Genomic DNA, 26948 nt, shown 5'->3' on the forward strand with positions numbered 1-26948 from the left:
GCCAAAAAGGCATCCGACGAAACGTTCGGATTTTCCCGTCACGGTAGTTTCACAATGCCATATCGGCCCGGCTATTGTGCCGATCCCCCCCTCTATATACTAGTGGGCTGTGTGGCGGTCCCGACGTGCCGATCCAGCTGTCTTGCGCCACCCCCGACCCGGGTCGCTTTGAGCGGAATCCTGAAATGAGCCAACAGTTTCAACACGATGTTCTGGTCATTGGCAGCGGCGCTGCCGGTTTGAGTCTTGCGCTGACCCTGCCGGGTAATTTGCGCATCGCCGTGCTGAGCAAGGGCGATCTGGCCAACGGCTCCACCTATTGGGCCCAGGGCGGCGTTGCGGCCGTGCTGGACGACACCGACACCGTCGAGTCCCACGTCGACGACACCCTGAACGCCGGCGGCGGCCTGTGCCATGAAGACGCAGTGCGCTTTACGGTCGAACACAGCCGCGAAGCGATCCAGTGGCTGATCGATCAAGGCGTGCCCTTCACCCGCGACGAACACTCCAGCGGCGAAGACGGCGGCTTCGAATTCCACCTGACCCGCGAGGGCGGCCACAGTCACCGGCGCATCATCCACGCCGCCGACGCCACCGGCGCGGCGATTTTCACGACGCTGCTGGCCCAGGCCAAGGAGCGCCCCAACATCGAACTGCTGGAGCAGCGGGTCGCCGTCGACCTGATCACCGAACGCCGACTGGGCCTGGACGGCGACCGCTGCCTCGGCGCCTATGTGCTCAACCGCCGCAGCGGCGAAGTCGACACCTACGGCGCCAGGTTCGTGATCCTGGCCTCCGGCGGTGCAGCCAAGGTCTACCTCTACACCAGCAACCCCGACGGCGCCTGCGGCGACGGCATCGCCATGGCCTGGCGGGCGGGTTGCCGGGTGGCGAACCTGGAGTTCAACCAGTTTCACCCCACCTGCCTGTATCACCCGCAGGCCAAGAGTTTCCTGATCACCGAAGCCCTGCGCGGCGAAGGCGCCCACCTGAAGCTGCCGAACGGCGAGCGCTTCATGCAGCGCTTCGACCCGCGCGCCGAACTGGCGCCCCGGGACATCGTGGCCCGGGCCATCGACCATGAAATGAAGCGACTGGGCGTGGACTGCGTCTTCCTGGACATCAGCCACAAGCCCGAAGCCTTCATCAAAAGCCACTTCCCGACCGTCTACGAACGCTGCCTCGGGTTCGGCATCGACATCACCCGACAGCCGATCCCGGTCGTCCCGGCGGCGCACTACACCTGCGGCGGCGTGATGGTCGATCAACAGGGCCGCACCGACGTGCCGGGCCTCTATGCCATCGGCGAAACCAGTTTCACCGGCCTGCACGGCGCCAACCGCATGGCCAGCAACTCGCTGCTGGAGTGTTTCGTCTACGCCCGCTCGGCAGCGGCCGACATCCTCGGCCAACTGGACGACATCCGCGTGCCCAGCGCCCTGCCCGCCTGGGACGCCAGCCAGGTGACCGATTCGGACGAAGACGTGATCATCGCGCACAACTGGGACGAGCTGCGGCGATTCATGTGGGACTACGTCGGCATCGTGCGCACCAACAAGCGCCTGCAGCGGGCCCAGCACCGCGTGCGCCTGCTGCTGGACGAGATCGACGAGTTCTACAGCAACTACAAGGTCAGCCGCGACCTGATCGAACTGCGCAACCTGGCGCAGGTGGCGCAGCTGATGATCCGCTCGGCCATGGAGCGCAAGGAAAGCCGCGGGCTGCATTTCACCCTCGACTATCCGCAGCTGCTGCCCGAAGCGCTGGACACTATTCTGGTGCCGCCCACCTACGCCGGCTGAACTTGAGGCGGACCCGCAGGCGACGGTGCACGTCAGCCGCCTGCGCGTCGCGGGGCACGCAGACCGACCGCGTGCGCCGTTCGCCCCGCAGGCGGAAACGCAGCACCACGATCAGCGGCAGCGCCAGGCTGTCCGGCCGCAACTGCACCGGCTGCCAGCCATCGGCGCGGTTCCACAGCTGCCAACCGTCCGCGTCGCGACGCAAACCGCTGAAGGCCTTGGGATGGCTGAGAAGAATCTGACGCGGCAACACCCACGCGGCATGGGCCAGACAAGCGAAAGCCCCGGACAGGCTGGCCCAGAGCGGCACGGACAGACAAAAAACAGCCCCCAGGGCGAACGCCTGGGTCAGCAGGTACGCCGCCAGCAGTTGCCCTGAGGCCTGCCAGCGGCATTCGAACGCATCACTTGGGCTGGACACGGTCCAGGATCATGCGAACCATGCGCTGCAGCTCCGGATCGTCGGACTCGCTGCGTTCCATGAACCAGCCGAACATGTCCTGGTCCTCGCATTCGAGCAGACGGACATACAGTGCGCGATCCACGTCGTTCAGGTTCGCGTAGACCTCTTTCACGAACGGCACCAGCAGCACGTCCAGCTCGAGCATGCCACGGCGGCTGTGCCAAAAGAGGCGGTTCAGTTCAACTTGTTCGACCATGGAGCGCTCCTCAAATAGGCCGCAAGTATACAGGCCGGGCGCGTGCCGAACAGTCAGCTTTGGTCGGCCACCACCGATCCTTTATGAACTATCCATTTCAACGTGCCCCCCTTATGATGTGCCCCAGTCTCTTTACCCTGCGATGACCCATGGCCGATTCTGCTTTTTTCTGCACCCTGTCACATGAAGGCGTTCTCGCGGTCCGCGGCGCGGATGCCGGCAAGTTCCTGCAAGGCCAGCTGACCTGCAACATCAACTACCTGAGCGACAGCCAGTCCAGCCTCGGCGCCCGCTGCACGCAAAAGGGCCGGATGCAGTCCAGCTTCCGCATCCTGCTCGAAGGCGACGGCGTGCTGATGGCGATGGCCGGCGAACTGCTGGAGCCGCAACTGGCGGACCTGAAAAAGTACGCGGTGTTCTCCAAGTCCAAACTGACCGACGAAAGCGCAGCCTGGGTGCGCTTTGGCCTGGTTGACGGGGACGCGGCCCTGACCGGGCTTGGCCTGGCCCTGCCGGCCGAGACCGACAGCGTGGCGCGCCACGAAGGCCTGATCGCGGTTCGCGTCTCGCCGGATCGCGCCGAGCTCTGGGGGCCCGCCGATCAGACGGACGCCATCAAGGCCCGTCTGTCCGCCGCATTGCCCGAAGGCGACCTGAACGGCTGGCTGCTGGGCCAGATCCGCGCCGGCATCGGCCAGGTCATGCCGAGCACCCGCGAGCTGTTCATTCCGCAGATGCTCAACCTGCAGGCCGTCGGCGGCGTGAGCTTCAAGAAAGGCTGCTACACCGGCCAGGAAATCGTCGCCCGCATGCAGTACCTGGGCAAGCTCAAGCGTCGTCTGTACCGCGTCAGCCTGGAGGCCGGCGAACTGCCGCAACCCGGCACCCCGCTGTTTGCGCCGAGCCACGGCAGCGCCATCGGCGAAGTGGTGCTGGCCGCCCGCGCCGAACACAACATCGAACTGCTCGCGGTGCTGCAAGCCGAAGCCGCCGACGAGGGCGATGTGCATCTGGGCACGCTCGAGGGCCCGGCGCTGCAATTGCTCGACCTGCCTTACGAACTGGATCGCGACCGCGAGATCCAGCGCTGAGCGCGGCCTTTGGTGCAAGACCTAGAGAAACGACATGAGCGAGCTGGCGGATAAGGTCCAACAGGATTTGGTTGAGGCCATCGACAACGATGATCTGGTTCTGCCGACCTTGCCGGAAGTGGCCCTGCAGATCCGCAAGGCCGCCGAAGACCCGGAGATCAGCGTCAGCGACCTGAGCAAGGTGATCGGCCGGGACACGGCACTGTCGGCGCGCCTGATCAAGGTGGTCAACAGCCCGCTGCTGCGCGCGACGCAGGAAGTCACCGACCTGCACACGGCCATCACCCGGCTGGGCGTCAACTACAGCAGCAACCTGGCCATCGGTCTGGTGATGGAGCAGATTTTCCACGCCCGCTCCGACGTGGTGGAGCAGAAGATGCGCGAAGTCTGGCGCAAGAGCCTGGAGATCGCCGGGGTCAGCTACGCGCTGTGCCGCCGCCACACCCAGCTCAAGCCCGATCAGGCCGCCCTCGGCGGGTTGGTGCACCAGATCGGCGTCCTGCCGATCCTGACCTACGCCGAAGACCACTACGAGCTGCTGTCGGATCCGGTCAGCCTCAACCACGTGATCGACCACATTCACCCGCTGCTCGGCGACAAGCTGTTGCGTGTCTGGGAGTTTCCGGAACGCTTGGTGGAACTGCCGGGGCTGTACCAAGACTTCAAGCGGGAGTCGGCCGAGATCGACTACGTCGATCTGGTGCAGGTGGCCAGCCTGTACTGCCACAAGGACACCGAGCACCCGTTCGCGCGCATCGACCCGTTCAGCGTTCCGGCGTTCCGCAAACTGGGGATCGACACGGAGAACAAAGAGATGTGCGCGGATCTGGAAGAATCACGCTCGATGTTCTACTGACGCCCTGTGGCGCGGGAGCTTGCTCCCGCCGGGTTGCGAAGCAGCTCCGATGCCATGCCACAACAGCCTTATCCGGCGATGAAGCTGACCCTGACCTTCAACCCCCCGTGCTCGCCATCATGCAGCGAGATCTGCGCCAGGTGCGCCCGGCAGATCTCGCCGACGATCGCCAGCCCCAAGCCCGATCCTGCCACCTGCTGGTTGCGCCGGTAGAAACGCTCGAACACCCGGTCGCGCTCGTGCAGCGGAATCCCCGGACCGTCGTCCTCGACCTCCAGCACCGCCGGCGCCGTGACCCGCAGGATCACGTTGCCGCCCGGCGGCGTGTGCGCCAGCGCGTTGTCCACCAGGTTGCTCAGCAGTTCGTTGAGCAGCGTCGGCTCGCCACGCAGCCACACCGGCTGATCCGCCTCCAGCGCCAGCGCGACGCCTCTGGCGTGGGCCAGCGGCGCCATGGCCATGCCCAGCTCCCGGGCCAACTGGCTCAGGTCGAGCAGCTCGGCGCCGCCCTCGGCGATGGCCCGGGCGCCGTTTTCCACCCGTGCCAGCGACAGCAGTTGGTTGGCCAGGTGGGTCAACCGGTCGGTGCTTTGCGCCGAGGACTGCAAGGTGTCGTGCCAGACCTGCGGCTCGTTCGAGCGCAGGCCCAGCTCGAGCCGCGCCTTGAGCGCCGCCAGCGGCGTGCGCAATTCGTGCGCCGCGTCGGCGATGAACTGCGCCTGTCGCTCGAACTGCCCGCGCAAGCGCTCGGTGAAATGGTTGAGCGCCCGCACCAGCGGCCACAGCTCACGCTGCACCTGCACCAACGGCAGGGGCCGCAGGTCGTCGGGCTGACGTTCCTCCACCGCCGTACGCAAGCGCTCCAGCGGCCGCAACGCGGCGCTCACCGCGAACCACACCAGCAGCAACGCGCCGCCGGCCAGCATGCCCAGGCGCAGCAGCGTGTCGGCCGCCAGGCTCTGGGCCATGCTGACCCGCGCTTCGTCGGTCTCGGCGACGCGGATTTCCGCCATGCCGTTCATGTTCGGTTCGCTGACCGCCTTGAGCAGGCTCACCACCCGCACGTTCTGCCCGCGGTAGGTGGCGTCGTAGAACCGCGCCAGGGCCGGGTAGCTGTCGGTGCGCGGCGTGCCGGGCGGCGGACCGGGGAGGTTCTCGTAGCCGGAGATCAGCTTTTGGTGGATGTCGTTGACCTGGTAGTAGATGCGCCCGGCGCTGTCGTAGGCGAAGGTGTCGAGGGCCACGTAAGGCACGTCGGCGCTGAGGCTGCCGTCACGCTGCGAAAGGCCGGCGGCGATGGTGCGGGCCGACGCCAGCAGCGTGCGGTCGTAGGCGGTGTCGGCCGCTTCACGCCCGTTCCAGTAGGCGCTCAGACCGCTGGCGAGCATCAGTACCACCAGCAGCAGCGCCAGGTTCCACAGCAACCGCCAGCGCAGACTGCCGGGCTTATGCATCACGGCTTTCCAAGAGGTAACCCAGCCCACGGAAGGTCACGATCGCCACCGCTTGCCCGTCGAGCTTCTTGCGCAGGCGGTGCACGTAGATTTCGATGGCGTCAGGGCTCGCCTCCTCGTCCAGGCCGAACACCTGCGCCGCCAGTTGCTCCTTGCTCATCACCCGCCCCGGCCGCGCAATCAGCGCTTCGAGCACGGCTTGTTCGCGGGAGGTCAGCGTGAGCAGCTCTTCGCCGAGGGTGAAACGCCGGGTGTCGAGATCGTAGGCCAGCACGCCGCAGCGCTGTTGGCGTTCGCCGCCGAGCACGCTGCGGCGCAGCAGGGCCTTGACCCGCGCCTCCAGCTCGGTGAGTTCGAACGGCTTGGCCAGGTAATCGTCGGCGCCGAGATTGAGGCCGTGCACCCGATCCTTGACGTCGCTGCGGGCCGTCAGCATCAGCACCGGCAGGTTCTTGCCGCGTGCGCGCAGGCGCGCCAGCACCTCGAAACCGTCCATGCGCGGCAAGCCCACGTCGAGGATCGCCATGGCGTATTCCTCGCTGCCCAGCGCCAGGTCGGCGGCCACGCCGTCGTGCAGCACATCCACGGTCAGACCGGTGCCCTTGAGCGCCTGCGCCACGCTTTCGGCGAGCGGCAAATGGTCTTCGACGAGCAGAACACGCATGGAACCTCACCTCATTCAGGGGGTGGCCGACGCCACTCTTTGGCGCGGAGTTTACCGCCGCCACCGCCGCTGTGAAGCCCGAAAACCGTGAAAGTCAACTGAAAGGTTAGCGAAAGGTTGGGCCGTTAGAGTCGGGCAACGGAATGTTTCGACTTCCGTCGCTGCCGCACACAGCGCTGCGAAAAACGCCACGAAGCGTTTTCGACCAATAAGAACAATAAACGGAGTACAGCACCCATGCAGTCCTTGCAGAGCCGGGCCTTCGCGCCTGTCCGCCCTTCCCGCTTCAGCCGCACCGCCCTCGCCGGCGCCGCCGCCCTTGCCGGTTTTTCCCCGCTGAGCCATGCCGACTTCATCAAAGACAGCAGCGCCACCTTCGAAACCCGCAACATGTATTTCAACCGCGACTTCCGCGACGGCACCAGCGCCCAGCAATCCAAGCGGGACGAATGGGCCCAGGGCTTCATGCTCAATCTGCAGTCGGGCTACACCGACGGCACCGTGGGGTTCGGTGTCGATGCGCTGGGCATGCTGGGGGTCAAGCTCGACTCGAGCCCGGACCGCACCGGCACCGGCCTGCTGCCGACCCACGATGACGGACGCGCGGCGGACGAGTACGCCAAGCTCGGCCTGACCGGCAAGGTCAAGATCTCCGCCACCGAACTTAAGATCGGCAGCCTGATCCCGGAACTGCCGGTCCTCAAGCCCAACGACGGGCGCATCCTGCCGCAGACCTTCGAAGGCGGCCTGCTGACCTCCAAGGAGATCAAGAACCTGACCTTCACCGGCGGGCGCCTGGAGAAGGCCAAGGACCGCGACAGCACCGATTTCGAGGACATCGCCCTCAACAACAAGAACGGCCGTTTCGCCGGCACCGTCGCCGGCAAGCACTTCGACTTCGGCGGCCTGGACTACAAGTTCACCGACAAGATCACCGGCAGCTACCACTTCGCCCAGCTCGCCGAGGTCTACAACCAGCACTTCCTCGGCCTGGTCGCCTCGCAGCCGATGGGCCCCGGCACCTTCGCCACCGACCTGCGGTTCGCCCTCAGCGACGACCAGGGCGCGGCCCGCGGCGGCAAGATCGACAACCGCTCGCTCAACGGCCTGGTCAGCTACGCCCTGAGCGGCCACAAGTTCACCGCCGGCTACCAGCACATGTCCGGCGACAGCGCGTTCCCTTACGTCGACGGCAGCGACCCGTACCTGGTCAACTTCGTGCAGATCAACGACTTCGCCGGCGCCGAAGAACGCTCCTGGCAAGCCCGCTACGACTTCGACTTCGCCAGGCTCGGCATCCCCGGCCTGAGCTTCATGACCCGTTACCTGAGCGGCGACAACATCCAGCTCAAGAACGGCGACGAAGGCAAGGAGTGGGAGCGCAACACCGAGATCAAATATGTAGTACAAAGCGGCGCCCTCAAGGACGTCGCCGTGCGCCTGCGCAATGCCACCTACCGTTCCGACTACTCCGCCCGCGACGCCGATGAAGTGCGTCTGCTGGTGAGCTACAGCGTTGCCCTTTGGTAATTCAGTACGTCCATAACAACAACTCCCAAGGAGACATAGATGAACTTATCACTGCGTAAAATCGCTCTGGCCGCCGGCCTCATGGTGTTCGCCGGCCAGTTGATGGCCGAACCCAAACGCCCGGAATGCATCGCGCCGGCCTCCCCCGGCGGCGGTTTCGACCTGACCTGCAAACTGGCGCAGAGCGCGCTGGTGAACGAAAAGCTGCTGACCAAACCGATGCGCGTGACCTACATGCCCGGCGGCGTCGGCGCGGTGGCGTACAACGCGGTGGTCGCCCAGCGTCCGGCCGATGCCGGCACGCTGGTGGCCTGGTCGAGCGGTTCGCTGCTGAACCTGGCCCAGGGCAAGTTCGGCCGTTTCGATGAGACCAACGTGCGCTGGCTGGCGGCGGTCGGCACCAGCTACGGCGCCATCGCGGTGAAAAGCGATTCGCCCTACAAGACCCTCGACGACCTGGTCAAGGCGCTGAAGAAAGACCCGAGCGCCGTGGTGATCGGCTCCGGCGGCACCGTCGGCAGCCAGGACTGGATGCAGACCGCCCTGATCGCCAAGGCCGCCGGGATCAACCCGCGCGACCTGCGCTATGTCGCCCTCGAAGGCGGCGGCGAGATCGCCACCGCCCTGCTCGGCGGCCACATCCAGGTCGGCAGCACCGACATCTCCGACTCCATGCCGCACATCCTCAGCGGCGACATGCGCCTGCTGGCGGTGTTCGCCGAGAACCGCCTCGACGAGCCGGAAATGAAAGACATCCCGACCGCCCGCGAGCAAGGCTACGACATCGTCTGGCCGGTGGTGCGCGGCTTCTACCTGGGGCCGAAGGTCAGCGACGAAGACTACGCCTGGTGGAAAGCCTCCTTCGACAAGCTGCTGGCCTCGGACGAGTTCGCCAAGCTGCGCGATCAGCGCGAGCTGTTCCCGTTCGCCATGACCGGCCCGGAACTGGACACCTACGTGAAGAAGCAAGTCGCGGACTACAAGGTGCTGGCCAAAGAGTTCGGCCTGATCCAGTGATCGTCTCTGTCTAGCGTCCATGGCCCCGCCCGGCGGGGTCATGGCATAGGAGTTCCCTCATGCTCATTCAACGCATCTTTGCGTCGGTGCTGTTGCTGGCCTGTGCCGGCCTGGCGCTGATGGCCTGGCCGTACCAGGCGGCGTTTTCCTACGAACCCGTGGGCCCGCGGGCGTTTCCGTTGCTGATGCTCGGCCTGATGGGGTCGGCCCTGCTGTACATGCTGTTCCGTCCCGCGCCGATCAAGCACAGCGAGGACGAGCCGCCGCTGGACCGCGAAACGCTGACCAAGATCGGCCTCTGCACCGTGTTGCTGCTGGTGTTCGCCGGCGCGTTCGAACCGTTGGGCTTCATCCTCGCCAGCATCGTCACCGGTGTGCCGATGGCCCGTCTCTACGGCGGCCGCTGGCTGCCGAGCACTGTGATCATCAGCTTGATGGCCGTCGGCCTTTACCTGCTGTTCGACCGTTTGATGGACGTTCCCCTGCCCCTGGGCCTGCTCGACGTACTGGAGAACTGATATGGATACCCTCGGCTACTTGGGTCAGGGCTTCGGCGTCGCGCTGAGCCCCTACAACCTGGCGACCGCCCTGTGCGGCACGCTTATCGGCACCGTGGTCGGCCTGCTGCCGGGCCTGGGCCCGATCAACGGCGTGGCGCTGCTCATCCCGATCGCCTTCGCCCTCGGCCTCCCGCCGGAGTCAGCGCTGATCCTGCTGGCGGCGGTGTACCTGGGCTGCGAATACGGCGGGCGGATCAGCTCGATCCTGCTGAACATCCCCGGCGAGGCCTCCACCGTGATGACCACCCTGGACGGCTACCCGATGGCCCGCCAGGGCCTGGCCGGGGTGGCGCTGTCGCTGTCGGCGTGGAGTTCGTTCATCGGCGCGTTCATCGCCACCTGCGGCATGGTGCTGTTCGCCCCGTTGCTGGCGAAGTGGGCGATCGCGTTCGGGCCGGCCGAATACTTCGTGCTGATGGTGTTCGCGATCGTCTGCCTGGGCGGCATGGCCGGCGACCGGCCGTTGAAGACCTTCATCGCGGCGCTGATCGGCCTGTTCCTGTCCACGGTCGGCATCGACGCCAACAGCGGTGTGTACCGCTTCACCGGCGACAACATCCACCTGACCGACGGCATCCAGTTCGTGGTGCTGGTGCTGGGCCTGTTCTCCATCAGCGAAATCCTGCTGTTGCTGGAGAAGACCCATCACGGCCAGGAAGCGGTGAAAGCCACCGGCCGCATGCTGTTCAACTTCAAGGAAGCGGCTTCGGTGTTCGTGGTGAACATCCGCTGCGGCGTGCTGGGCTTCATCATGGGCGTACTGCCGGGGGCCGGGGCGACCCTGGCCAGTGCCGTGGCCTACATGACGGAGAAACGCATCGCCGGCACCGGCGGCACGTTCGGCCAAGGCGACAAGCGCGGGCTCGCCGCACCGGAAACCGCCATCGGCGGCGCCGCCTGCGGTGCGCTGGTGCCGATGCTGACCCTCGGCGTTCCGGGCTCGGGCACCACGGCGGTGATGATCGGCGCCCTGTCGCTGTACAACATCACGCCGGGCCCGCTGCTGTTCCAGGAGCAGCCGGACATCGTCTGGGGCCTGATCGCGTCGTTGTTCATCGCCAACGTGATGCTGGTGATCCTCAACATCCCGATGATCCGCGTCTTCACCCGCATCCTCGCCGTGCCGAACTGGGCGCTGGTGCCGGTGATCGCCATCATCACGGGGATCGGCGTCTACGCCGTGCACGCCACCACCTTCGACCTGTTCCTGATGATCGGCATCGGCATCTTCGGCTACATCCTGCGCAAGCTGGATTTCCCGCTGTCGCCGCTGTTGCTGGGCTTCATCCTCGGCGGCCTGATGGAACAGAACCTGCGCCGCGCCCTGTCGATCTCCAACGGCGCGCTGGACATCCTCTGGTCGAGCCCGATCACTTTCGCCGTCTGGGTGCTGACCGCCGTCATGCTGGCCGTGCCGCTGCTGCGCATCTGGCGCAAGCGCTCGGCCGCGCAGCGCACCATCGCCGATGTCTGACCGGACATCGCTCAAAGGCTGGTGGGGAACACCGCTGGTCGGTCTGCTCGGCGGCTATGCCGCCAGCCAGATCGGCTGGCCGCTGCCGTGGATGGTCGGCTCGCTGCTGGCGATCATCCTCGTGCGCTGCCTGACGCCCTGGCAACTGACTGAAATCCCCGGCGGCCGCAAATGCGGCCAATGGATCGTCGGCATCGGCATCGGCCTGCACTTCACTCCGCTGGTGATGGAACAGGTCCTGAGCCACTTCGGCCTGATCTTCTTCGGCGCGCTGGTCACCAGCCTGTCGGCGGTGGTCGGCGTGTGGCTGATGCGGCGCACCGGCGAGGACCGCGCCACCGCCTTCTTCTCCAGCATGCCCGGCGGCTCGGGCGAGATGGTCAACCTCGGCGCCCGCAACGGCGCGATGCTCAGCCATGTGGCGGCGGGGCAGAGCCTGCGGGTGCTGGTGGTGGTTTTGTGCGTGCCGGCAGCGTTCAAGTACCTGCTCGGCGACGGCATGCCGATTTCCCACGCCGGCAGCGTCGATTGGCGCTGGCTGGCGTTGCTGTTTCCGGCGGGCGCCCTGCTCGCCTGGCTCTGGCAGCGCCTGCGCCAGCCCAACCCGTGGCTGTTCGGGCCGTTGCTGGTGAGCGCGGCGGTCAGCATCGGCTGGGACCTGCACATCGGCCTGCCCAACGGCGGCAGCCAGATCGGCCAATGGCTGATCGGCAGCGGCCTGGGCTGTCACTTCAACCGGCAGTTCTTCCGCCGCGCGCCGTCGTTCATGGGCCGCACCCTGATCGGCACGGCGCTGACCATGCTGATCGCCACGCTGGCGGCGCTGGGGTTGAGTGCGCTGACCCACCTGGACCTGCGCTCGCTGACCCTGGGGATGATGCCCGGCGGCATCGCCGAGATGAGCCTGACGGCGGAAACCCTGCAGCTGTCGGTGCCGCTGGTCACGGCGATGCAGGTGATGCGCTTGCTGTTCGTGCTGTTTCTGGCGGAGCCGTTGTTCCGGTACTGGAACCGCAGCCCCGAATGACAATGAGTCCAGGCTTCAGATCGGCGGCAATTGCCACCGGATCGGTGTCTCGCCGTTCTGCTCAAGGAACTTGTTGGTGCGGCTGAAGTGCCCGCAACCCAGAAAGCCCCGGTAGGCCGACAGCGGCGACGGATGCACCGAGGTCAGCACCAGATGCTTGGTCGCGTCGATCAGCTTCTGTTTGCTCTGGGCGTGGGAGCCCCACAGCATGAACACCAGGTGCGGCTGCCGCTGGCTGACCACTTCGATGATCCGGTCGGTGAAGAACTGCCAGCCCTTGTCCTTGTGCGCATTGGCGTTGGCGCGCTCGACGGTCATGGTGGTGTTGAGCATCAGCACGCCCTGATCGGCCCAGCTCTGCAGGTAGCCGTGGTTGGGGATGTCGATGTTCAGGTCGCGCTTGAGCTCTTTGTAGATGTTGACCAGCGACGGCGGCGCCGGCACGCCCGGCTGCACCGAGAAGCACAGGCCATGGGCCTGGCCCGGGCCGTGGTACGGGTCCTGGCCGAGGATGACCACTTTCACCTTGTCCAGCGGCGTCGAGTTCAGCGCGTTGAAGATCAGCGGCCCCGGCGGATAGATCTCCTTGCCGGCCGCCCGCTCCTGCTGCAGGAAAGTGCGCAACTCCGCCATGTAGGGCTGGTCGAACTCGGCACGCAGTGCCTCCTTCCAGCTCGGTTCGAGTTTGATACGGTCGTCAGCAGTCATGGTCATACCCGGCAAAAACAATGGGGCGAACCCTAGGAAAGCCGACAACGCTTGTCAATTGATCTGACACGGAACCGGCACTTTCCCGTACAGCGATCATACTGAACGCTCAAATTCCCGATCGAGGTCACGATGAACCTGCACTTCGAAGAACGCACCGGCACCGACGGCGCCCGCCTGGGCATCGCCACCCTGGATGCCGAAAAGTCGCTCAACGCGCTGTCCCTGCCGATGATCCATGCCCTGAGCGACAAACTGAGCGCCTGGGCCAAGGATCCGCAAATCGTCTGCGTACTGTTGCGCGGCAACGGCGCCAAGGCGTTCTGCGCCGGCGGCGAAGTGCGCAGCCTGGTGGAGGCCTGCCGCGCCCACCCCGGTGAAGTGCCGCCCTTGGCCGCGCAGTTCTTCAACGCCGAATACCGGCTCGACCACAGCCTGCACACCTACCCCAAGCCGCTGATCTGCTGGGGCCACGGCTACGTGCTCGGCGGCGGCATGGGCCTGCTGCAAGGCGCCAGCACCCGCATCGTCACGCCGAGCAGCCGCCTGGCCATGCCGGAGATCAGCATCGGCCTGTACCCGGACGTCGGCGCCAGTTGGTTCCTGTCGCGGCTGCCGGGCAAGCTCGGCCTGTTCCTCGGCCTCACCGGCGCGCAGATGAACGGGCGCGATGCGCTGGATCTGGACCTGGCCGACCGGTTCCTGCTCGACGAACAGCAGCCGGAACTGATCGAGCGCCTGCTGCAGCTCAACTGGCAGGAACAGACCGCCATGCAGCTCAACAGCCTGCTCAAGGCCCTGCAGCAGGAAGCGGCGGCGCAGATGCCCGACGCGCAGTGGCTGCCGCGGCGCCGGCAGATCGACGAATGGCTGGACGTCAGCGACGTGGCCTGCGCCTGGAAAGCCATCACCCTGCAACGCGACAGCGCCGACCTGCTGATCGCCCGCGCGGCGAAGACCCTGAGCGAAGGCGCGCCGCTGACGGCGCACCTGGTCTGGGAACAGATCATCCGCGCCCGCCACTTGTCGCTGGCGGAGGTCTTTCAGATGGAATACACCTTGAGCCTCAATTGCTGCCGCCACCCGGAATTCAGCGAAGGGGTACGGGCGCGGCTGATCGACAAGGATCAGAAGCCGCACTGGCACTGGCCGGATGTCAGCCGCGTGCCGGAGGCGGTGGTGGAGGCGCATTTTCATAAGGTCTGGGAGGGGCGGCATCCGTTGGCGGATCTGTCGGCTTACTGAGGCCTGCGGTCAATCGCGGACACAAAAAAAGCGGCGCTCGATGCGCCGCTTTTTGCTGCGGTGAATTACCAGCGACCGTTGTGGTCACCCCGGTCGCCGTGACGGTCATGGTCGCCCCGTCCCCGGTGGTCACCCCAGCCACCGCGGTGGCCGTCCCAGCGTCCGCGGTCATTGTCGTGCCAGCGCCGGCTCTCGTAGTAGCGCGGGGCTGCCTGGTAGTAGCGCGGCGCCGAATAGTAGCGCGGGGCCGGTTGGTAATAGCGCGGCGCCGAGTAATAGCGGGGAGCCGGCTGGTAGTAGCGCGGAGCAGAGTAATAGGTGCTGCCCCCGCTGTAGTAAGTGCCACCACTGGTGTAGTACGACGGCGACTGGGACGTGTAGACCTCCGAACTGTAGTAGCCATCTCCGTAGGAGTAAGGGACGCATCCGCCAATGGAAAACAGCATCACGGCAAGCAGAAGAATTCGGCGATACATGGCGGCCTCCTGGACCGCGGGTGAGCCACGCCAGCGACGCTGGCAGGCGTCAGTCGTTTATTCGGTGACTGACGAATGATCTGACAGCGTTTTCGGAATCTGGTGCGCTTCGGTAACAACTTGAAACACGTAGCCGATGAAAGGTTGTTCATCTGCCTAGGCCCGATTCACAGGGTGATTAATGGTGCCAGCGGTGGTATCCGCCACGGTAATAACCGGGGCCGTGACCGCCGTAATAGTAGTAGCGGGCGCCGCCGTAGTAGCGCGGGCCGTAATAGCCGCCGTAGGAGTAAGGCGAGTAGTAGCCGGGATAGTAGTAAGGGGCGGAATAGGCATCGTAGGTGCCGGCGTAGTAATAGCATCCCGACAAACCAAGACCGAGCACCAGACCCAGCAGGATTCGACGAAACATGATGGCCTCCTGAAAGACCTGCGACCGACGACGAAGGAATCCGGCCGACACTCTTTTGACTCATTGGCGCCCCTCAAGTGCCGATGCCGCTCGGGGTTCGGATCAGTGGCGCAGACGCCTGGCGGGAGGCCAAAACGGACGAAGGTTCCTGCGAATCGGATTCGCTCCGCACAGGGGCAACCATTTCCCCCGCCGTGCCACTAGAATGCCTGCCATCAGGTCACCGCCAAGGGAATCGCCCATGCCGCTCAGATCCGCGCTGTACTCCCAACGCTCGCTGGTGATGACCGTGGTCATCCTGCTCGGCGCCGGTTTCCTGGCCACCTCGCTGCTCAGCTATTACGCCTCGCGCACCTCGATCCGCGACAACATCGTCAACACCGAACTGCCGTTGACGTCCGACACCGTTTACTCGGAAATCCAGAAAGACCTCGTCAGACCGATCCTGATTTCGTCGATGATGTCCCGCGATACCTTCATGCGCGACTGGGTGGTGAACGGTGAAAAGGACACCGACCAGATGACCCGTTACCTCGACGAGGTCATGACCCATTACGGCGCCTACACCGCGTTCTTCGTCTCCAACAGCACCCACACCTACTACCACGCCAAAGGCGTGCTCAAGCAGGTGAGGATCGACGAGCCGCGCGATGCCTGGTACTTCCGTGTCCGCGACATGAAGGATCCGTACGAGATCAACGTCGACCCGGACCTGGCGAACAAGGACAACATGACCTTCTTCATCAACTACAAGGTCTACGACTACCACGGCCGCTTCATCGGCGCGGCCGGCGTGGGGCTGACGGTGGACGCGGTGATCAAGCTGATCGACAAGTACCAGCAGCGCTACCAGCGCAGCGTGTATTTCGTCGACACCTTCGGCCGGCTGGTGCTCACCGGTGCCGAAGGCGGCCCGGAAGGCGCCCGAGCCGGCAAGAGCCTGAACGACCTGGACAGCATGAGGAACCTGGTCAGCCAGTTGCCCAAGCCCCACAGCGGCAGCTACGAATATTCCGCCCACGGTCAGGGACATTTCCTCAACGTGCGGTTCATCCCGGAGCTCAACTGGTACTTGTTCGTCGACAAGCGCGAAGACGGCGCCCTGAGCGAAATCCGCCAGTCGCTGTACCTCAACCTGCTGATCTGCCTGCTGGTGACGCTGATCGTGCTGGCCTTGCTCAACCGGGTGATCCGCCGCTTCCAGGAAAAGATCCACGCCCAGGCCACCCTCGACAGCCTCACCGAACTGCCGAACCGACGCGGCTTCGACCTGCTCGCCGTGCAGGCCCTGCATGAGGCGCAGCGGGAACCGAAACCGCTGACCGCGCTGCTGCTGGACCTGGATCACTTCAAGGCGCTGAACGACACCTACGGCCACATGGCCGGCGACCAGGTGCTGATCGGCTTCGCCCGCGACCTGCAAAGCTGCCTGCGCCATTCCGACATCGTCTGCCGCTGGGGCGGTGAGGAATTCATCGTCTTGCTGAAGGACACCGACGGCGCCACCGGTCAGAAAATTGCCGAGAAGATCCGCCGACACGTCGAACAGCACGAATATGCCTACAACGGCCACGCCCTGAATCTGACCGTCAGCATCGGTGCCACCACCCTGCAACGGGACGATACCTTGCACAGCCTGCTGTCCCGGGCCGATCATGCGATGTACCGGGCCAAGCAAACCGGCCGCAACCGCACCTGCATGGAAATGCCGCACTCGACCTATGCCTGACTTCCCTCGCCCCGACCTCTGCCCGGCCTGCGGTGCCCGCAACGACTGCACCCTGGCCGACCCGCGCACCGCCGACCGCGCCTGCTGGTGCTACGGCGTGACCATCGATGCGGCGGTGCTCCAGGCCCTGCCGCCCGAACTGCGCGACCGCGCCTGCCTGTGCCCGCGCTGCGCGCAGGTCGAAGCGCAACTGCAAGCGTCCGGGCCGCCGATCCCGTAAGATGCGCGCCCCTTTGCCCACCGATTCCTGACCATGCGCGTCGACCGTTTCCTCAGCAACCTGCCCCGCTACAACCGTCAGCAAGTTCGCCTGCTGCTGGTGGAAAAGCGCGTGTGCATCGACGGAAAAGTCGTCAGCGACCCGCACAGCGACGTGCTGGAATTCAGCCGCGTCGAGGTGGACGGCGAAGTGCTGCAGGCCGGCAAACCGGCGCGCTACTTCATGCTGCACAAACCGCCGGGGTGCGTCAGCGCCACCCGCGACCCGCAGCACCCGACCGTACTCGACCTGATCCTGGAAGCGGACAAGGACGACCTGCACATCGCCGGCCGGCTGGATTTCAACACCACCGGGCTGATGCTGATCACCAACGACGGCGCCTGGTCGCGGCGCCTCACCCAGCCGCAGACCAAACTGCCGAAGGTCTACTACGTGGAGACCGAACAGGAAATCGGCCCGGAATATGCGAGCACATTCGCCCAGGGGATCTACTTCGCCTTCGAAGACCTGACCACGCAGCCGGCGGTGCTGGACGTGATCGGCCCGAAAACGGCGCGGTTGAGCATCGTCGAGGGCCGCTACCATCAGGTGAAGCGCATGTTCGGCCATTTCAACAACAAAGTGCTGCGCCTGCACCGCGAATCCATGGGCCCGCTGCACCTGGACGATGCGCTAAAACCGGGCGAGTACCGGGCTTTGCGCACCGAAGAGATCCATTTGTTCTAAGCCTGCGACCGCTCAGCAGAAGTTGTCGAACAAATTACCGACGGCACTTGCGCGATCCTGATCCCCCTGCTTGAATCAGGACGTCGGCCAAAATGTGACCGATGAGTCACAACATACTTCTAAGAAACCTTTTGCCGGCAGAGAGCCTCCAGGCTCCGCCTCCCCCGGCAAATCGCCCGCCAATAACAACACCCGTCGACCTGCCGTAACGGATCGACATGGGCCCGCAAAATTCCAGGCGTATGCCTACCTGTCACAAAGCTCGTGCAATCTTTTGCGCGCATACCCGCTTGCCAGGAGTCTTATGACATGAGGCCAGAAATCGCTGTGCTGGATATACAGGGTCAGTATCGGGTTTACACGGAGTTCTATCGCGCAGACGCCGCAGAGAAGACCATCATCTTGGTCAACGGCTCGATGGCCACGACTGCGTCGTTTGCGCAAACCGTCAAGAACCTGCACCCGCAATTCAACGTGGTCTGCTACGACCAGCCCTACGCTGGCCGCTCCAAGGCGCACAACCGCCACGACAGGATGCTGACCAAGGAAGTCGAGGCTCAGATCCTGCTGGAGCTGATCGACCACTTCGCCGCCGAGCATGTGCTGTCGTTCTCCTGGGGCGGCGCCGCCACCATGATGGCCCTGGCGCATCGTCCCCGGCGCATCGAAAGGGCCGTGATCAGTTCGTTCTCGCCGGTGATCAACGAACCGATGCGCGACTACCTCGAACGCGGCGTCGAACACCTCGGCAACCTGGACCGCGACCGCGTCGGCCATCTGGTGAACAACACCATCGGCAAGCACCTGCCGTCGCTGTTCAAGCGCTTCAACTACCGCCACGTCAGCAGCCTGGCCGAGCACGAATACGGGCAGATGCACTTTCACATCAACGAAGTGCTGAACAACGACCGCGACTGCTACCTGCGCGCCGCCAAGCAAATCGACGTGCCGGTGCTGTTCATGAACGGCGAATGGGACGAGTACACCTCGGCCGTGGACGCCAAGCTGTTCGGCAACCATGTGCAGCTGAGCACCTTCACCACGCTGCAGGCCACCGGCCACTTCCTCGACATGGAACACAAGGCCGCCTGCGAAGGCAGCCGCAAGGCATTGCTGGGTTTCCTGAAACCTGCGCAGCACAGCAGCCGCGCGCGCAACGCGTTCGCCCAGGACTACCATGCATTGGCCATCTGAAAAAGCGTCACCGCGAGCAAGCCTGCGCCACTGAAGTGTCGACCGACTTCACACCCGCAGCGCTTGCCCGCGACTGACCGACGGCACGTCTGTTTCAGGACTTTCAGAGCTCCGCGCGCAAAGAAAACTTCAATTCCGCGCCCGAGTCTGGTACAAAGTCAGCCGTTCCGAGCGGGTGTCGTATAATGGCATTACTCCAGCTTCCCAAGCTGATAACGAGGGTTCGATTCCCTTCACCCGCTCCAATCAGATTTCAGTCCTGCGTCGTTTGACGGGGATGAAAAAAACCGGCCTATAGCGCCGGTTTTTTTGTGTCTGGAATCTGGCATCCCATTCATGCAGAGCATCAGCTCACCTGAATGATAAATCCATAAAACAATATCTTAAGCCGTAAATTGCTAGTTAATAACCACAATATGAGAATTGTGCGCTTTGACAAAACCAAGGCCAACTCTATACTTTTGAGCACCCACGCACTCAGTCCCGCCTTAGGCCCATCATGCTGGAATTAAGCCTCAGCACCCCCAGTGAAATCGTCAAACGGCTTTGCGAACGCCTTCGCACCGAACGGTTGGCCCGGCAAATGACGCAGGCCGAAGTGGCGGCGCGCGCCGGCATCGGCACCAACACCGTGTCCAATCTGGAATCCGGGCGCAATGTCGGGTTCGAAAACGTGATTCGCGTGGCCATGGTGCTCGGGCGCGCCCATGAGCTCGAAAACCTGTTCATGCCGAAGCTGGACAGCCTGGACGATATCCTTCGCTACGAAAACAGCTCCACACGTCATCGTGTCAGGAGGAAGTCCGGCGATGCTTGAGCAAGTCGATGTCTACTACGACGGCTGGGGCGAACACTGGCAGTGGGGCACGCTGGTTTCCACGACGGCCCTCACGGGGCGCCCGTTGATCGTGTTCGAGTACAGCGACGAAGCGAAGCGCAGAGGGCTGGAGCTGTCCTCCCTCAAGCTTCCCTTGGAAGGCCCCAAGCTAAGCCGCGACTTCCCGCGCCATCAGTTGGGGCTTCCAGGCCCGGTCTACGATTCATTGCCCGACGGATGGGGCATGCTGTTGATGGATCGTCTCTTCAAGCGCCGCCGTCTGAACCCGGCTCGCATCGGGCCGCTGGAGCGGCTGGCCTACATCGGCAACAACGCCATGGGCGCGATGTCCTTCAAACCCGTGGCGCCCGAAGGGCTGGAGCCGCAAGAACACATTCCACTCGACCTGCTCGCGGCCGAGGTACGGGAGGTGCTCAATGGCGAAGGCGGCGAATTCCTGGAGAGGTTGCTGCTGGTCGGCGGCTCTCCCCAAGGCGCCAGGCCGAAGGCTTTGGTCTATCGCGATCCTCTGACACAAGCCTTTACGACGATTGCCACGCCGGGCTTCGAGGCTTGGTTGGTCAAGTTTCCGGCCAGGCAAGAACACCCTGAAGTCTGTGCCATCGAAATGGTCTACGCCGAATGCTTGCGCAAATGCGGCATCCGCACACCCGACACCCAGTACTTCAGCCTGCCGAACGGACTGGCAGCCTTCGCCACGCGGCGCTTTGACCGACAAGGCGAGCTCCGCGTACCCATGCAAAGTCTTGCGGCCTTCACCGGAGCCGATTTCCAGACCGCGGGCACGCTGGATTACGTCAGTTTCCTGCGGGCGACCCATCGCTGCACCAATGACATTCGGGAAAAGGCGCTGGCGTTCGAACGTGCAGCCTTCAACGTTGTGTTCAACAACCGGGACGATCACCCCAAGAACTTTGCCTACCTGATGTTACCTTCGGGCCAATGGACATTGGCGCCGGCCTACGACGTGACCTTCTGCGAAGGCCCCGGCGGATACCATCAAATGGATGTGATGGGCGAAGCACTGCAGATCGACCGGAAATCCCTGCTCAGACTTGCTGAGGAAGCCGAGATCCCGGCCGGCGCGGCAGGCGACATCCTTGACCGGATGTGCAACGTGGCCAGTCAGTTCGCGGCCATGGCCGAGCATGGATACCCCGGTGTGATCACCCGGGAAACGTTGCTGGCCATTCAGGACCGGATCGACGAAAACATTGCCCTGCTTCGCTGAGGCCTGCGTCGCCAGGAAGCGAATGCGTTGAAATGAAAAAACCGGTCGTGATGACCGGTTTTTTTTGTGCCTGCCCAACGGGCCGTCACCCCTTCGGTTCGACGTTATCCAACGCCTGGTTCACCGCCGCTTCCCCCAGCGCCACCAATTGCGCGATGCCCAGCGCGGTCCGGCGGTGGCCGGCGTCCAGCACGGCGGCGAAGTTGTTGAGCATTTCCGAGGCCGAGCCGAGGTTCTCGCTGGCGTTGGCCAGCAGGGATTCGGTGTCGTAGACGGGGTTGGGGAGGTACATGGGTTCGGCGTCGAGGGACGTGGCCATGATCCCGGCGGCCGGGTTCAAGTAATGGTCGAGCGCACGTTCTGCGGCTTCGTGAAGTTTTCGCGAGTCGATCGAGGTGTAGGGGGAAGTTGGATCGGTGGGGATTTCGGGCGGGTTCGGTGTTGGTTTTTTCATGATTTTTTACTCAGCGTGATGGTCAGAGCTGCCGCCTTCGGTTCCACGCGAAGGGTGGCAGCTGTACGCAGGTTGGAACCCGGGCCACTGAGCAAAACCCGGCAGACTCGAAGTCTCCCGCGCACAGCCGCCATAGCGGAGCGCACACCATCAAGATGCGCAGCATACGTCATGAAAGGTGCGTTTGCTTTCAGTGTTGTTCGGGGTTCCAATCCCGGCCGCCGACTCGTCAGCGACCCGCTCAGGCTAAAGAGCTGGCTTCCGACGGACAACCTGAAAACCGTGTGGGAAGGTTCGGCAAATCATGAACATGGATTAAACATCCCGGATCAAGTTATCGCCCTTGGAGAGCGCCTTCGCCCGGCAGCGACGGGCGCCCACCACAATGTCCTCAACGCGTAGCGACAATGAACAGCCGCGGAAACGGCAACAGCACCGAACCGTCAGGCAACGCCGGATAGGCCTGGGCCACGGCCGCCAGATAGTGCTCCAGGTACTGCGCCCGCTCCGCTTCCGTGAGGGGGCTGAGGAACGGAATCAGACCGCTGCCCTTGAACCATTCCACCACCCCCGCCGCACCGCCCGGCAACGGATGGTGATAGGTGGTGCGCCACACATCGACCCGTGAGCAGTGCGGGCGCAGCATCGAGAAGTAACCGCTGGCATCCGCCATTTCGGTGCGCTGCCCGGCGGCGCCCGCCAGTTTGCCGGCCCACGACCCGTTGGCGGCGACTTCGCGCATCAGCCGGTGGGACGGTTCATTGAGGTTGTCCGGCATCTGGATCGCCAGGCTCCCGCCGGGCGCAAGCTTGCCCGCCAGCGCCGGCAGCAACGTCGCGTGGTCGGGCACCCACTGCAACACCGCGTTGGCGAAGATCACATCGAACGGGCCTTCATCGGCCCATGCATCGATGTCTGCCACATCGAACCGCAATTGCGGCAGGCGCTTGCGGGCGGCCTCGATCATGTCCGGCGAACTGTCCAGCCCGCGCACCTGCGCCCCCGGGAAGCGCGACACCAGCAGCTCGGTCGAATTGCCGGGGCCGCAACCGATGTCGACCACCGTGCGCGCCTCGGGCGTGGGGATCGCCGCCAACAGATCACGGGCCGGACGGGTGCGTTCATCTTCGAAAGCGACATATTGCTTGGCGGACCAGCTCATTGCGTACTCCTGTCGGTGGGCATTGCAGCGGTTCGCTACGATACCGCCTCCCTTGCGCTCAGCTCCAGAGCGACACGTTGCAATCCGTGTCCGCAGCCGAACCGTCGAACCGCTCCGAAGCGTCGCTATGCCGGGCTTCAGGCCCATGACGGCAAAGCGACCGTTCGTCGAACCGCCAATGAGTCAGTTTTGACAGCTAAAAAAAGCTACCTATAGTCAATGGGCAGCAGTCGGAAGGAACCCGACGCATTCGATTTCGTGCAGGGAGCACGGCCAGCTCAATCCCCATGACCGGTGGGTTCCGTCCGTAGTGTGCTAGCAACGGCCAAGCGACAGGCAAGCGTTGCCGGGCTCGTCAACAGCCAGGCATTCACTATGAACAAGGAGCTTTACCATGTCTCGAGTCACGGATGTGCTGGTCTCTATCGACACCGAAACCATTCTGAAAAACTACCCCGGCATCAGCAAGAACCCGGCCTCGCCGACGATGATCGACTGGAAACACGTCTACATGGTCACCAACCAGGACAACGTGGTCAGCGGTCAGGCCGGGGGCGAACTGGACATCAAGGCCCAGGTCGGCGACCTGATCCGCTGGCGTGAGACCAGCCTGTCGCAGAGCTTCGAAAACGCGGTGATCTTCTACAAGTTCATCGGCAACCAGGGCAACGACCTGATCTCGCCGCCCTCGCCGCGCAAGGCCACGGCGTGCGTCGCCGTGCCGAACACCAGCAATCCGTCGGTGCCTAGCTGCCAGAAGGTCGACAACCACTACTGGTCGTCCGAAACCCTGGCATGCGGCCGCGTGACCTACCACTTCCATTTCCTGATCGTCGACCGCAATTGCCAGATCGTCGGTTGCTGCTCCTGGGATCCGTTCATCTCCATCCACAACTGACGAGGCTCCGGGCCTCCCGGCGACGGGGGGCCTGCCGGATCCGCCGCCGCCCTGCACGGAACAGGATGCCTGCCACGGCCGGGGCGGTCGCATTTCGCCCACATCATGAAAGGAATCCATGATGACTTCCGAACCGATCCCACCGCCGTCGACCCGCCCCGCCAAGGCGCTCAGCGCACTGTTGATCGTCGATGCCGAGTCCCTGCTGGCGAGATACCCGGATCCCAGCCTGGATCCCGACAACCCCACGGCCATCGATGCAGGTTTCGTTCTTCCGCTCAGCGGGAACGCCACAGGCAAAAAAAGCGGAAATGACAGCAAAGTGACACTCCCGATGGACATCGGCGACGAATGTCACCTGCGCGGAAGATCCATCAGCCTGATCGCCGAACATAGCGTGGTGTTCTATGCCATGGACATCGGCGACAGCGCCGTTCTTTCCACGCCCAAGCTGGTCGTCAAACCCGGCCTGACCGTTCCCGCCCCCGATCCCGACAACCCGACCGAACCCGCCAGCCACCGGGCCGACGACCACTACTGGCATTGCTCGGCAACGGCAAAGGGCTCGACGCCCTGCCGGTTCGATTTCATGTTGGTCAATCAGCGTTGCGAGGTGGCGGGGTGTTTCAGTTGGTCGGTCGAGGTGGAGATCAGGCCATGACAGGCGCCAAAGCCCAAGCCGCCGCTTCATGGTCGGCCAGCTCTGTTTGAAGTCGAATTTTCACTGATTGGCGGATGTCAGAACTTCAGGCCCCTTGCTGAGGATCACCGCCATGAAATTCGCCAAGATTTCCCAGACGCTCGCCCTGTGGGCGGGCAGTCCCAAGACGTTCATGGGCGCGTTGATCCTGATCGGGCTGTGGGGATTGAGCGGGCCGCTTTTCGGTTACAACGACACCTGGCAACTGATCATCAATACCTCGACCACCATCATCACGTTCCTGATGGTGTTCCTGATCCAGAACACCCAGAACCGTGACACGGACATCCTGCACCTGAAGCTGGACGAACTGCTGCGGGTCACCCAGGAGGCGCAGAACGCGATGCTCGGGCTGGAGTCGCTGGACCTGAAGCAGTTGGAGACGCTGCGCAAGCATTACCGGTCGCTGGGTGAGAACGAGGTGTTCAACCTGGAAGGGTTGGGGGACAAGAGCAAGCCGAAGCAGGATCTGAACGATTGTTGAGGGTTGCGGTGTTTGCTCCGCGAGTGACGGAGGGGCCTGCTGCGCAGGCCAGCGGGAGCAAGCTCCCTCGCCACGGTGGGATTGCGTGGTGGCCGTCAGCGGCTGGCCTGCAGGGCCCGGGCCATCTCCAGGTGGTTCTGCAGTTTGGGCAGGGTCTCGGCGGCGAAGGCCTTGATCTCAGGCACGTCGGTGGTCTGCGCTTCCTGCTCGATCTGCTGGATGGCCTCCTCCGTCGCCTTGACCTGACTGGCGGCGTAGGCCTGGTCGAAAGTCTCGCCCTCCAGGGCTTCGGGCATGAGCGTCTTGGCCTTGTCGGCCATGTCGTCGCGGGACGCTACTGGCAAGTCGAGTTTCTTGGCGATCTTCGCCAGGTGCTGGTTGGCGGTGGTGCGGTCGTTGATGACCACGATGGTGTAGTCCTTGACCTCTTTGGATTCCGACTTCTGGTGCGCCAGGCGGCTGGCTTCGATGTCGGCCATGCCTTTGGCCGAGGCATCGTTGATGAAGTCGGCGGGCGACTGGGCGAACGCGCTGCCGGCGCCCAGCGCCAGCAGGGTGAAGAAACTGATGTTGCGGACTCGGCTGGCCTTGCGGCTCATGGTCGCGCCCTCCTTCTCTGAAGCATTCAAGCGGGAGCTTGCGCCCCCGCCTCTCAATCAAACGGCTACTTCGACTTCTGCGCAGGCTTGCGGCCCATTTCGGCCTTGCCCGGATCCTTGTCGACGGTCGTGGTGGTGGTTTTACCACCCTTGCGGCCGGCCTCGGACGCCTTGGTCCGGTCGTTGGCGAAGTTTCCCGAGTTCGAGTTTCTTGAATTAGGCATGATTCTCTACCTCTTGGCGTTGATCGTGGCGAGCAGGTGCCCGCCTAGGTTGAGAATTTCCTGACCGCCAAAGGTTTAGAAAAGTTGCCCGCGCCGCGACGAACGGCGAGCGCGGTTCAGCTGTCCAGGGCGCGGTGGTTCAGGCGTTTGGCAGCGTACATGGCCTGGTCGGCGTGGCGGAACAGTTGCTGTTCTTCGCTGCCGTGCTCGGGATAGCGGGCGACGCCGATGCTCGGCTGGATGTGCAGGTTGTGGCCGTCCAGGCGCATGGGCTGCACCAGCACCTGTCGGATCTTTTCCGCAACGCCGTCGGCATCGTCTGCGGCGTGGACGCTGTGCAGCAGCACGATGAACTCGTCGCCGCCGATCCGCGCCACCGTGTCGGTCTCGCGCACGCAGCCCTTGAGCCGGTTGGCCACGGTCTGCAGGAGCATGTCGCCGACGGCATGGCCCAGCGAGTCGTTGACCTGCTTGAAGCGGTCCAGGTCGACGTACAGCAGCGCCAAGTACCCCGACTGCTCCCGGGCAAAGGCCAGGGCAGCCTTGAGCCGCTCGCGCAGCAGTTCTCGGTTGGGCAGTTGGGTGAGCTGGTCGTACTGCGCCATGTGCCGCAGGCGGGCGTGCAGTTGCTGGCGCTCGATGGCGGTGGCGATCTGCGCGCAGACGTACTGCAGCAGTTCCTTGTCCCGCTCGGTGTAGCGCTCGCCGCCGGGCAGGCTTTTGACGATCAGCGCGCCGATGGTGCCGTTCTTCGAGTTCAGCGGCACGCCCAGCCAGCAAGGGCCGTGCTGCCCGGCCACCAGTTCCTCGAACCCCGCAGGCGCGTCGGCGCTGTCGGGCGTCAACAGAATCGGCTGCCCGGTGCGGATCACTTCCGCGCACAGGCGTCCGGTCACGGTGCCTGGCTGCTCCGGCCGGCGCTCATCGTCGACGACGTGATAGGGAAAGTTCAGCTGCGCGCAGTGCTCGTCATACAGCGCCACGGAAAAATTCAGCGCCGGCAGCCATTCGCCGATGATCAAGTGGATGCGCTTGAACAGCGCCAGCAGGCCTTCGGCCGCGTGGGCCGCTTCGGAGATAGCGTAGAGCGCCGCCTGCCGGGATTCGGCCTGCTTGCGTTCGGTGATGTCCCGCGCCACGGCGATGCGCAGTTGGTCGACCTCCGACCAGCGCGCCGACCACAGGATGTGCACCACGCTGCCGTCCTTGCGCACGTAGCGGTTCTCGAAGTTGTGCTTGGGCTCGCCGCCCATGATCTCCCGGGCCGCCGCCAGGGTGCGCTCGCGGTCGGCCGGGTGGACGAAGTCGATCATCGCCTGGCCGATCAGCTCATCTGGCAGATAGCCGAGGATCCGCTCGCAGGCGGCGCTGACAAAAACGAAACGGCCCTGTTTATCCACCGCGCAGACGGCGTCCAGCAACAGATCGATGTAACTCGCCAGCGGCGCGGAGTTTCGGCTTTCCATGGTTCGGCGTAGGTGTCCGGACAATACAGCACTGATCAACCGTCCCTG

The 26948-nt window shown here is 64.2% G+C and carries 30 protein-coding genes and 1 tRNA gene; 19 read left to right on the plus strand and 12 right to left on the minus strand.

What is annotated here, in order from left to right; translation table 11 throughout:
- The first annotated feature begins 185 nt into the window (after window positions 1-185).
- Window positions 186-1802, plus strand: a complete 1617-nt coding sequence (gene nadB, locus KVG96_RS17835; RefSeq protein WP_217893268.1) for an L-aspartate oxidase — start codon at window positions 186-188, stop codon at window positions 1800-1802.
- Here the strand turns inward: nadB and KVG96_RS17840 are convergent.
- A complete protein-coding gene (locus tag KVG96_RS17840) occupies window positions 1771-2223 on the minus strand; it encodes a protein YgfX (RefSeq protein ID WP_217893269.1) in 453 nt (150 codons plus the stop codon). The genes nadB and KVG96_RS17840 overlap by 32 nt on opposite strands.
- Window positions 2207-2461: an FAD assembly factor SdhE gene (locus tag KVG96_RS17845; RefSeq protein ID WP_085585135.1), complete on the minus strand. Its 255-nt coding sequence runs from the start codon at window positions 2459-2461 to the stop codon at window positions 2207-2209. Before KVG96_RS17845 ends, KVG96_RS17840 begins: the two co-directional genes overlap by 17 nt.
- A 149-nt stretch (window positions 2462-2610) precedes the next feature.
- Between KVG96_RS17845 and ygfZ the strand changes: the two genes are divergently transcribed.
- Window positions 2611-3552, plus strand: a complete 942-nt coding sequence (gene ygfZ / locus KVG96_RS17850; protein WP_217893270.1) for a CAF17-like 4Fe-4S cluster assembly/insertion protein YgfZ — start codon at window positions 2611-2613, stop codon at window positions 3550-3552.
- Window positions 3553-3586: 34 nt separating this feature from the next.
- Entirely contained in the window at window positions 3587-4408 is an 822-nt protein-coding gene (locus tag KVG96_RS17855) for an HDOD domain-containing protein (RefSeq protein WP_085585139.1), read from the plus strand.
- A 68-nt stretch (window positions 4409-4476) separates the two neighbouring features.
- On the opposite strand, the gene KVG96_RS17860 is transcribed toward KVG96_RS17855, so the two are convergent.
- Both KVG96_RS17860 and KVG96_RS17865 read right to left on the minus strand, forming a co-directional pair.
- Window positions 4477-5862, minus strand: a complete 1386-nt coding sequence (locus KVG96_RS17860; protein ID WP_217893271.1) for a sensor histidine kinase — start codon at window positions 5860-5862, stop codon at window positions 4477-4479.
- The gene (locus KVG96_RS17865; RefSeq protein ID WP_217893272.1) at window positions 5855-6526 is read right to left on the minus strand and encodes a response regulator; all 672 of its coding nucleotides are present in this window, start codon (window positions 6524-6526) and stop codon (window positions 5855-5857) included. The genes KVG96_RS17860 and KVG96_RS17865 overlap by 8 nt, the downstream gene beginning before the upstream one ends.
- 237 nt (window positions 6527-6763) lie before the next feature.
- On the opposite strand from KVG96_RS17865, the gene KVG96_RS17870 reads away from it, so the two are divergent.
- From KVG96_RS17870 to KVG96_RS17890, 5 genes are read left to right on the plus strand one after another with little or no spacing between them, the layout of a single operon-like run.
- Complete coding sequence (locus tag KVG96_RS17870) at window positions 6764-8056, plus strand: OprD family porin (RefSeq protein ID WP_217893273.1); 1293 nt, start codon at window positions 6764-6766, stop codon at window positions 8054-8056.
- A gap of 39 nt (window positions 8057-8095) precedes the next feature.
- Window positions 8096-9073, plus strand: a complete 978-nt coding sequence (locus KVG96_RS17875) for a Bug family tripartite tricarboxylate transporter substrate binding protein (protein ID WP_217893274.1) — start codon at window positions 8096-8098, stop codon at window positions 9071-9073.
- 59 nt (window positions 9074-9132) lie between these two features.
- Entirely contained in the window at window positions 9133-9591 is a 459-nt protein-coding gene (locus KVG96_RS17880) for a tripartite tricarboxylate transporter TctB family protein (protein WP_217893275.1), read from the plus strand.
- 1 nt (window position 9592) lies between these two features.
- Window positions 9593-11107: a tripartite tricarboxylate transporter permease gene (locus KVG96_RS17885; protein WP_217893276.1), complete on the plus strand. Its 1515-nt coding sequence runs from the start codon at window positions 9593-9595 to the stop codon at window positions 11105-11107.
- Window positions 11100-12134 (plus strand): AbrB family transcriptional regulator, encoded by a 1035-nt coding sequence (locus KVG96_RS17890; protein ID WP_217893277.1) that lies wholly within the window; start codon window positions 11100-11102, stop codon window positions 12132-12134. Before KVG96_RS17885 ends, KVG96_RS17890 begins: the two co-directional genes overlap by 8 nt.
- Before the next feature lie 15 nt (window positions 12135-12149).
- Here KVG96_RS17890 and ung read toward each other — a convergent pair whose 3' ends face one another.
- On the minus strand, window positions 12150-12842 hold the full coding sequence (gene ung, locus KVG96_RS17895; protein WP_217893278.1) for a uracil-DNA glycosylase: 693 nt from the start codon (window positions 12840-12842) through the stop codon (window positions 12150-12152).
- 132 nt (window positions 12843-12974) lie between these two features.
- Here ung and dspII point away from each other — a divergent pair, with 132 nt between their 5' ends.
- Window positions 12975-14087, plus strand: a complete 1113-nt coding sequence (gene dspII, locus KVG96_RS17900) for an enoyl-CoA hydratase/isomerase DspII (RefSeq protein ID WP_217893279.1) — start codon at window positions 12975-12977, stop codon at window positions 14085-14087.
- A 65-nt stretch (window positions 14088-14152) separates the two neighbouring features.
- Here dspII and KVG96_RS17905 read toward each other — a convergent pair whose 3' ends face one another.
- Window positions 14153-14563: a hypothetical protein gene (locus tag KVG96_RS17905; RefSeq protein WP_217893280.1), complete on the minus strand. Its 411-nt coding sequence runs from the start codon at window positions 14561-14563 to the stop codon at window positions 14153-14155.
- A gap of 178 nt (window positions 14564-14741) precedes the next feature.
- A complete protein-coding gene (locus KVG96_RS17910) occupies window positions 14742-14975 on the minus strand; it encodes a hypothetical protein (protein ID WP_085633022.1) in 234 nt (77 codons plus the stop codon).
- A gap of 241 nt (window positions 14976-15216) precedes the next feature.
- Here KVG96_RS17910 and KVG96_RS17915 point away from each other — a divergent pair, with 241 nt between their 5' ends.
- From KVG96_RS17915 to KVG96_RS17945, 7 genes are all read left to right on the plus strand, one after another.
- Window positions 15217-16704, plus strand: a complete 1488-nt coding sequence (locus KVG96_RS17915; protein ID WP_217893281.1) for a sensor domain-containing diguanylate cyclase — start codon at window positions 15217-15219, stop codon at window positions 16702-16704.
- Entirely contained in the window at window positions 16697-16924 is a 228-nt protein-coding gene (locus KVG96_RS17920) for a cysteine-rich CWC family protein (protein WP_217893282.1), read from the plus strand. Before KVG96_RS17915 ends, KVG96_RS17920 begins: the two co-directional genes overlap by 8 nt.
- Before the next feature lie 33 nt (window positions 16925-16957).
- A complete protein-coding gene (locus KVG96_RS17925; RefSeq protein ID WP_217893283.1) occupies window positions 16958-17650 on the plus strand; it encodes a pseudouridine synthase in 693 nt (230 codons plus the stop codon).
- A gap of 309 nt (window positions 17651-17959) precedes the next feature.
- Window positions 17960-18844 (plus strand): alpha/beta fold hydrolase, encoded by an 885-nt coding sequence (locus KVG96_RS17930; protein ID WP_217893284.1) that lies wholly within the window; start codon window positions 17960-17962, stop codon window positions 18842-18844.
- A gap of 171 nt (window positions 18845-19015) precedes the next feature.
- Window positions 19016-19089, plus strand: a tRNA-Gly gene (locus KVG96_RS17935).
- A 254-nt stretch (window positions 19090-19343) separates the two neighbouring features.
- The gene (locus KVG96_RS17940; protein ID WP_085585184.1) at window positions 19344-19661 is read left to right on the plus strand and encodes a helix-turn-helix domain-containing protein; all 318 of its coding nucleotides are present in this window, start codon (window positions 19344-19346) and stop codon (window positions 19659-19661) included.
- Window positions 19654-20913 (plus strand): type II toxin-antitoxin system HipA family toxin, encoded by a 1260-nt coding sequence (locus KVG96_RS17945; protein ID WP_217893285.1) that lies wholly within the window; start codon window positions 19654-19656, stop codon window positions 20911-20913. Before KVG96_RS17940 ends, KVG96_RS17945 begins: the two co-directional genes overlap by 8 nt.
- A gap of 85 nt (window positions 20914-20998) precedes the next feature.
- Here KVG96_RS17945 and KVG96_RS17950 read toward each other — a convergent pair whose 3' ends face one another.
- Both KVG96_RS17950 and tam read right to left on the minus strand, forming a co-directional pair.
- Window positions 20999-21367 (minus strand): DUF6124 family protein, encoded by a 369-nt coding sequence (locus KVG96_RS17950; protein ID WP_085585190.1) that lies wholly within the window; start codon window positions 21365-21367, stop codon window positions 20999-21001.
- A 391-nt stretch (window positions 21368-21758) separates the two neighbouring features.
- Window positions 21759-22529 carry a trans-aconitate 2-methyltransferase gene (gene tam / locus KVG96_RS17955; RefSeq protein ID WP_217893286.1) on the minus strand — a complete coding sequence of 257 codons (771 nt, stop codon included), beginning with the start codon at window positions 22527-22529 and terminating at the stop codon, window positions 21759-21761.
- A 394-nt stretch (window positions 22530-22923) separates the two neighbouring features.
- Here tam and KVG96_RS17960 point away from each other — a divergent pair, with 394 nt between their 5' ends.
- From KVG96_RS17960 to KVG96_RS17970, 3 genes are all read left to right on the plus strand, one after another.
- On the plus strand, window positions 22924-23427 hold the full coding sequence (locus KVG96_RS17960; protein ID WP_217893287.1) for an inclusion body family protein: 504 nt from the start codon (window positions 22924-22926) through the stop codon (window positions 23425-23427).
- A gap of 121 nt (window positions 23428-23548) precedes the next feature.
- Window positions 23549-24088, plus strand: coding sequence for an AidA/PixA family protein (locus KVG96_RS17965; protein WP_217893288.1), 540 nt, complete (start codon window positions 23549-23551; stop codon window positions 24086-24088).
- A gap of 112 nt (window positions 24089-24200) precedes the next feature.
- Window positions 24201-24611 (plus strand): low affinity iron permease family protein, encoded by a 411-nt coding sequence (locus tag KVG96_RS17970; RefSeq protein WP_217893289.1) that lies wholly within the window; start codon window positions 24201-24203, stop codon window positions 24609-24611.
- 95 nt (window positions 24612-24706) lie between these two features.
- Here the strand turns inward: KVG96_RS17970 and KVG96_RS17975 are convergent, their stop codons facing one another.
- The 3 genes from KVG96_RS17975 to KVG96_RS17985 all read right to left on the minus strand — a co-directional run bounded on the left by KVG96_RS17975 (window position 24707) and on the right by KVG96_RS17985 (window position 26900).
- Window positions 24707-25210, minus strand: coding sequence for a DUF4142 domain-containing protein (locus tag KVG96_RS17975; protein WP_217893290.1), 504 nt, complete (start codon window positions 25208-25210; stop codon window positions 24707-24709).
- Between the two features lie 65 nt (window positions 25211-25275).
- The gene (locus KVG96_RS17980) at window positions 25276-25434 is read right to left on the minus strand and encodes a KGG domain-containing protein (RefSeq protein ID WP_085585200.1); all 159 of its coding nucleotides are present in this window, start codon (window positions 25432-25434) and stop codon (window positions 25276-25278) included.
- A 116-nt stretch (window positions 25435-25550) separates the two neighbouring features.
- Window positions 25551-26900, minus strand: a complete 1350-nt coding sequence (locus KVG96_RS17985; protein WP_217893291.1) for a sensor domain-containing protein — start codon at window positions 26898-26900, stop codon at window positions 25551-25553.
- Window positions 26901-26948 lie beyond the last annotated feature (48 nt).

This window comes from Pseudomonas ekonensis (genome assembly GCF_019145435.1).
Lineage (GTDB): Bacteria > Pseudomonadota > Gammaproteobacteria > Pseudomonadales > Pseudomonadaceae > Aquipseudomonas > Aquipseudomonas ekonensis.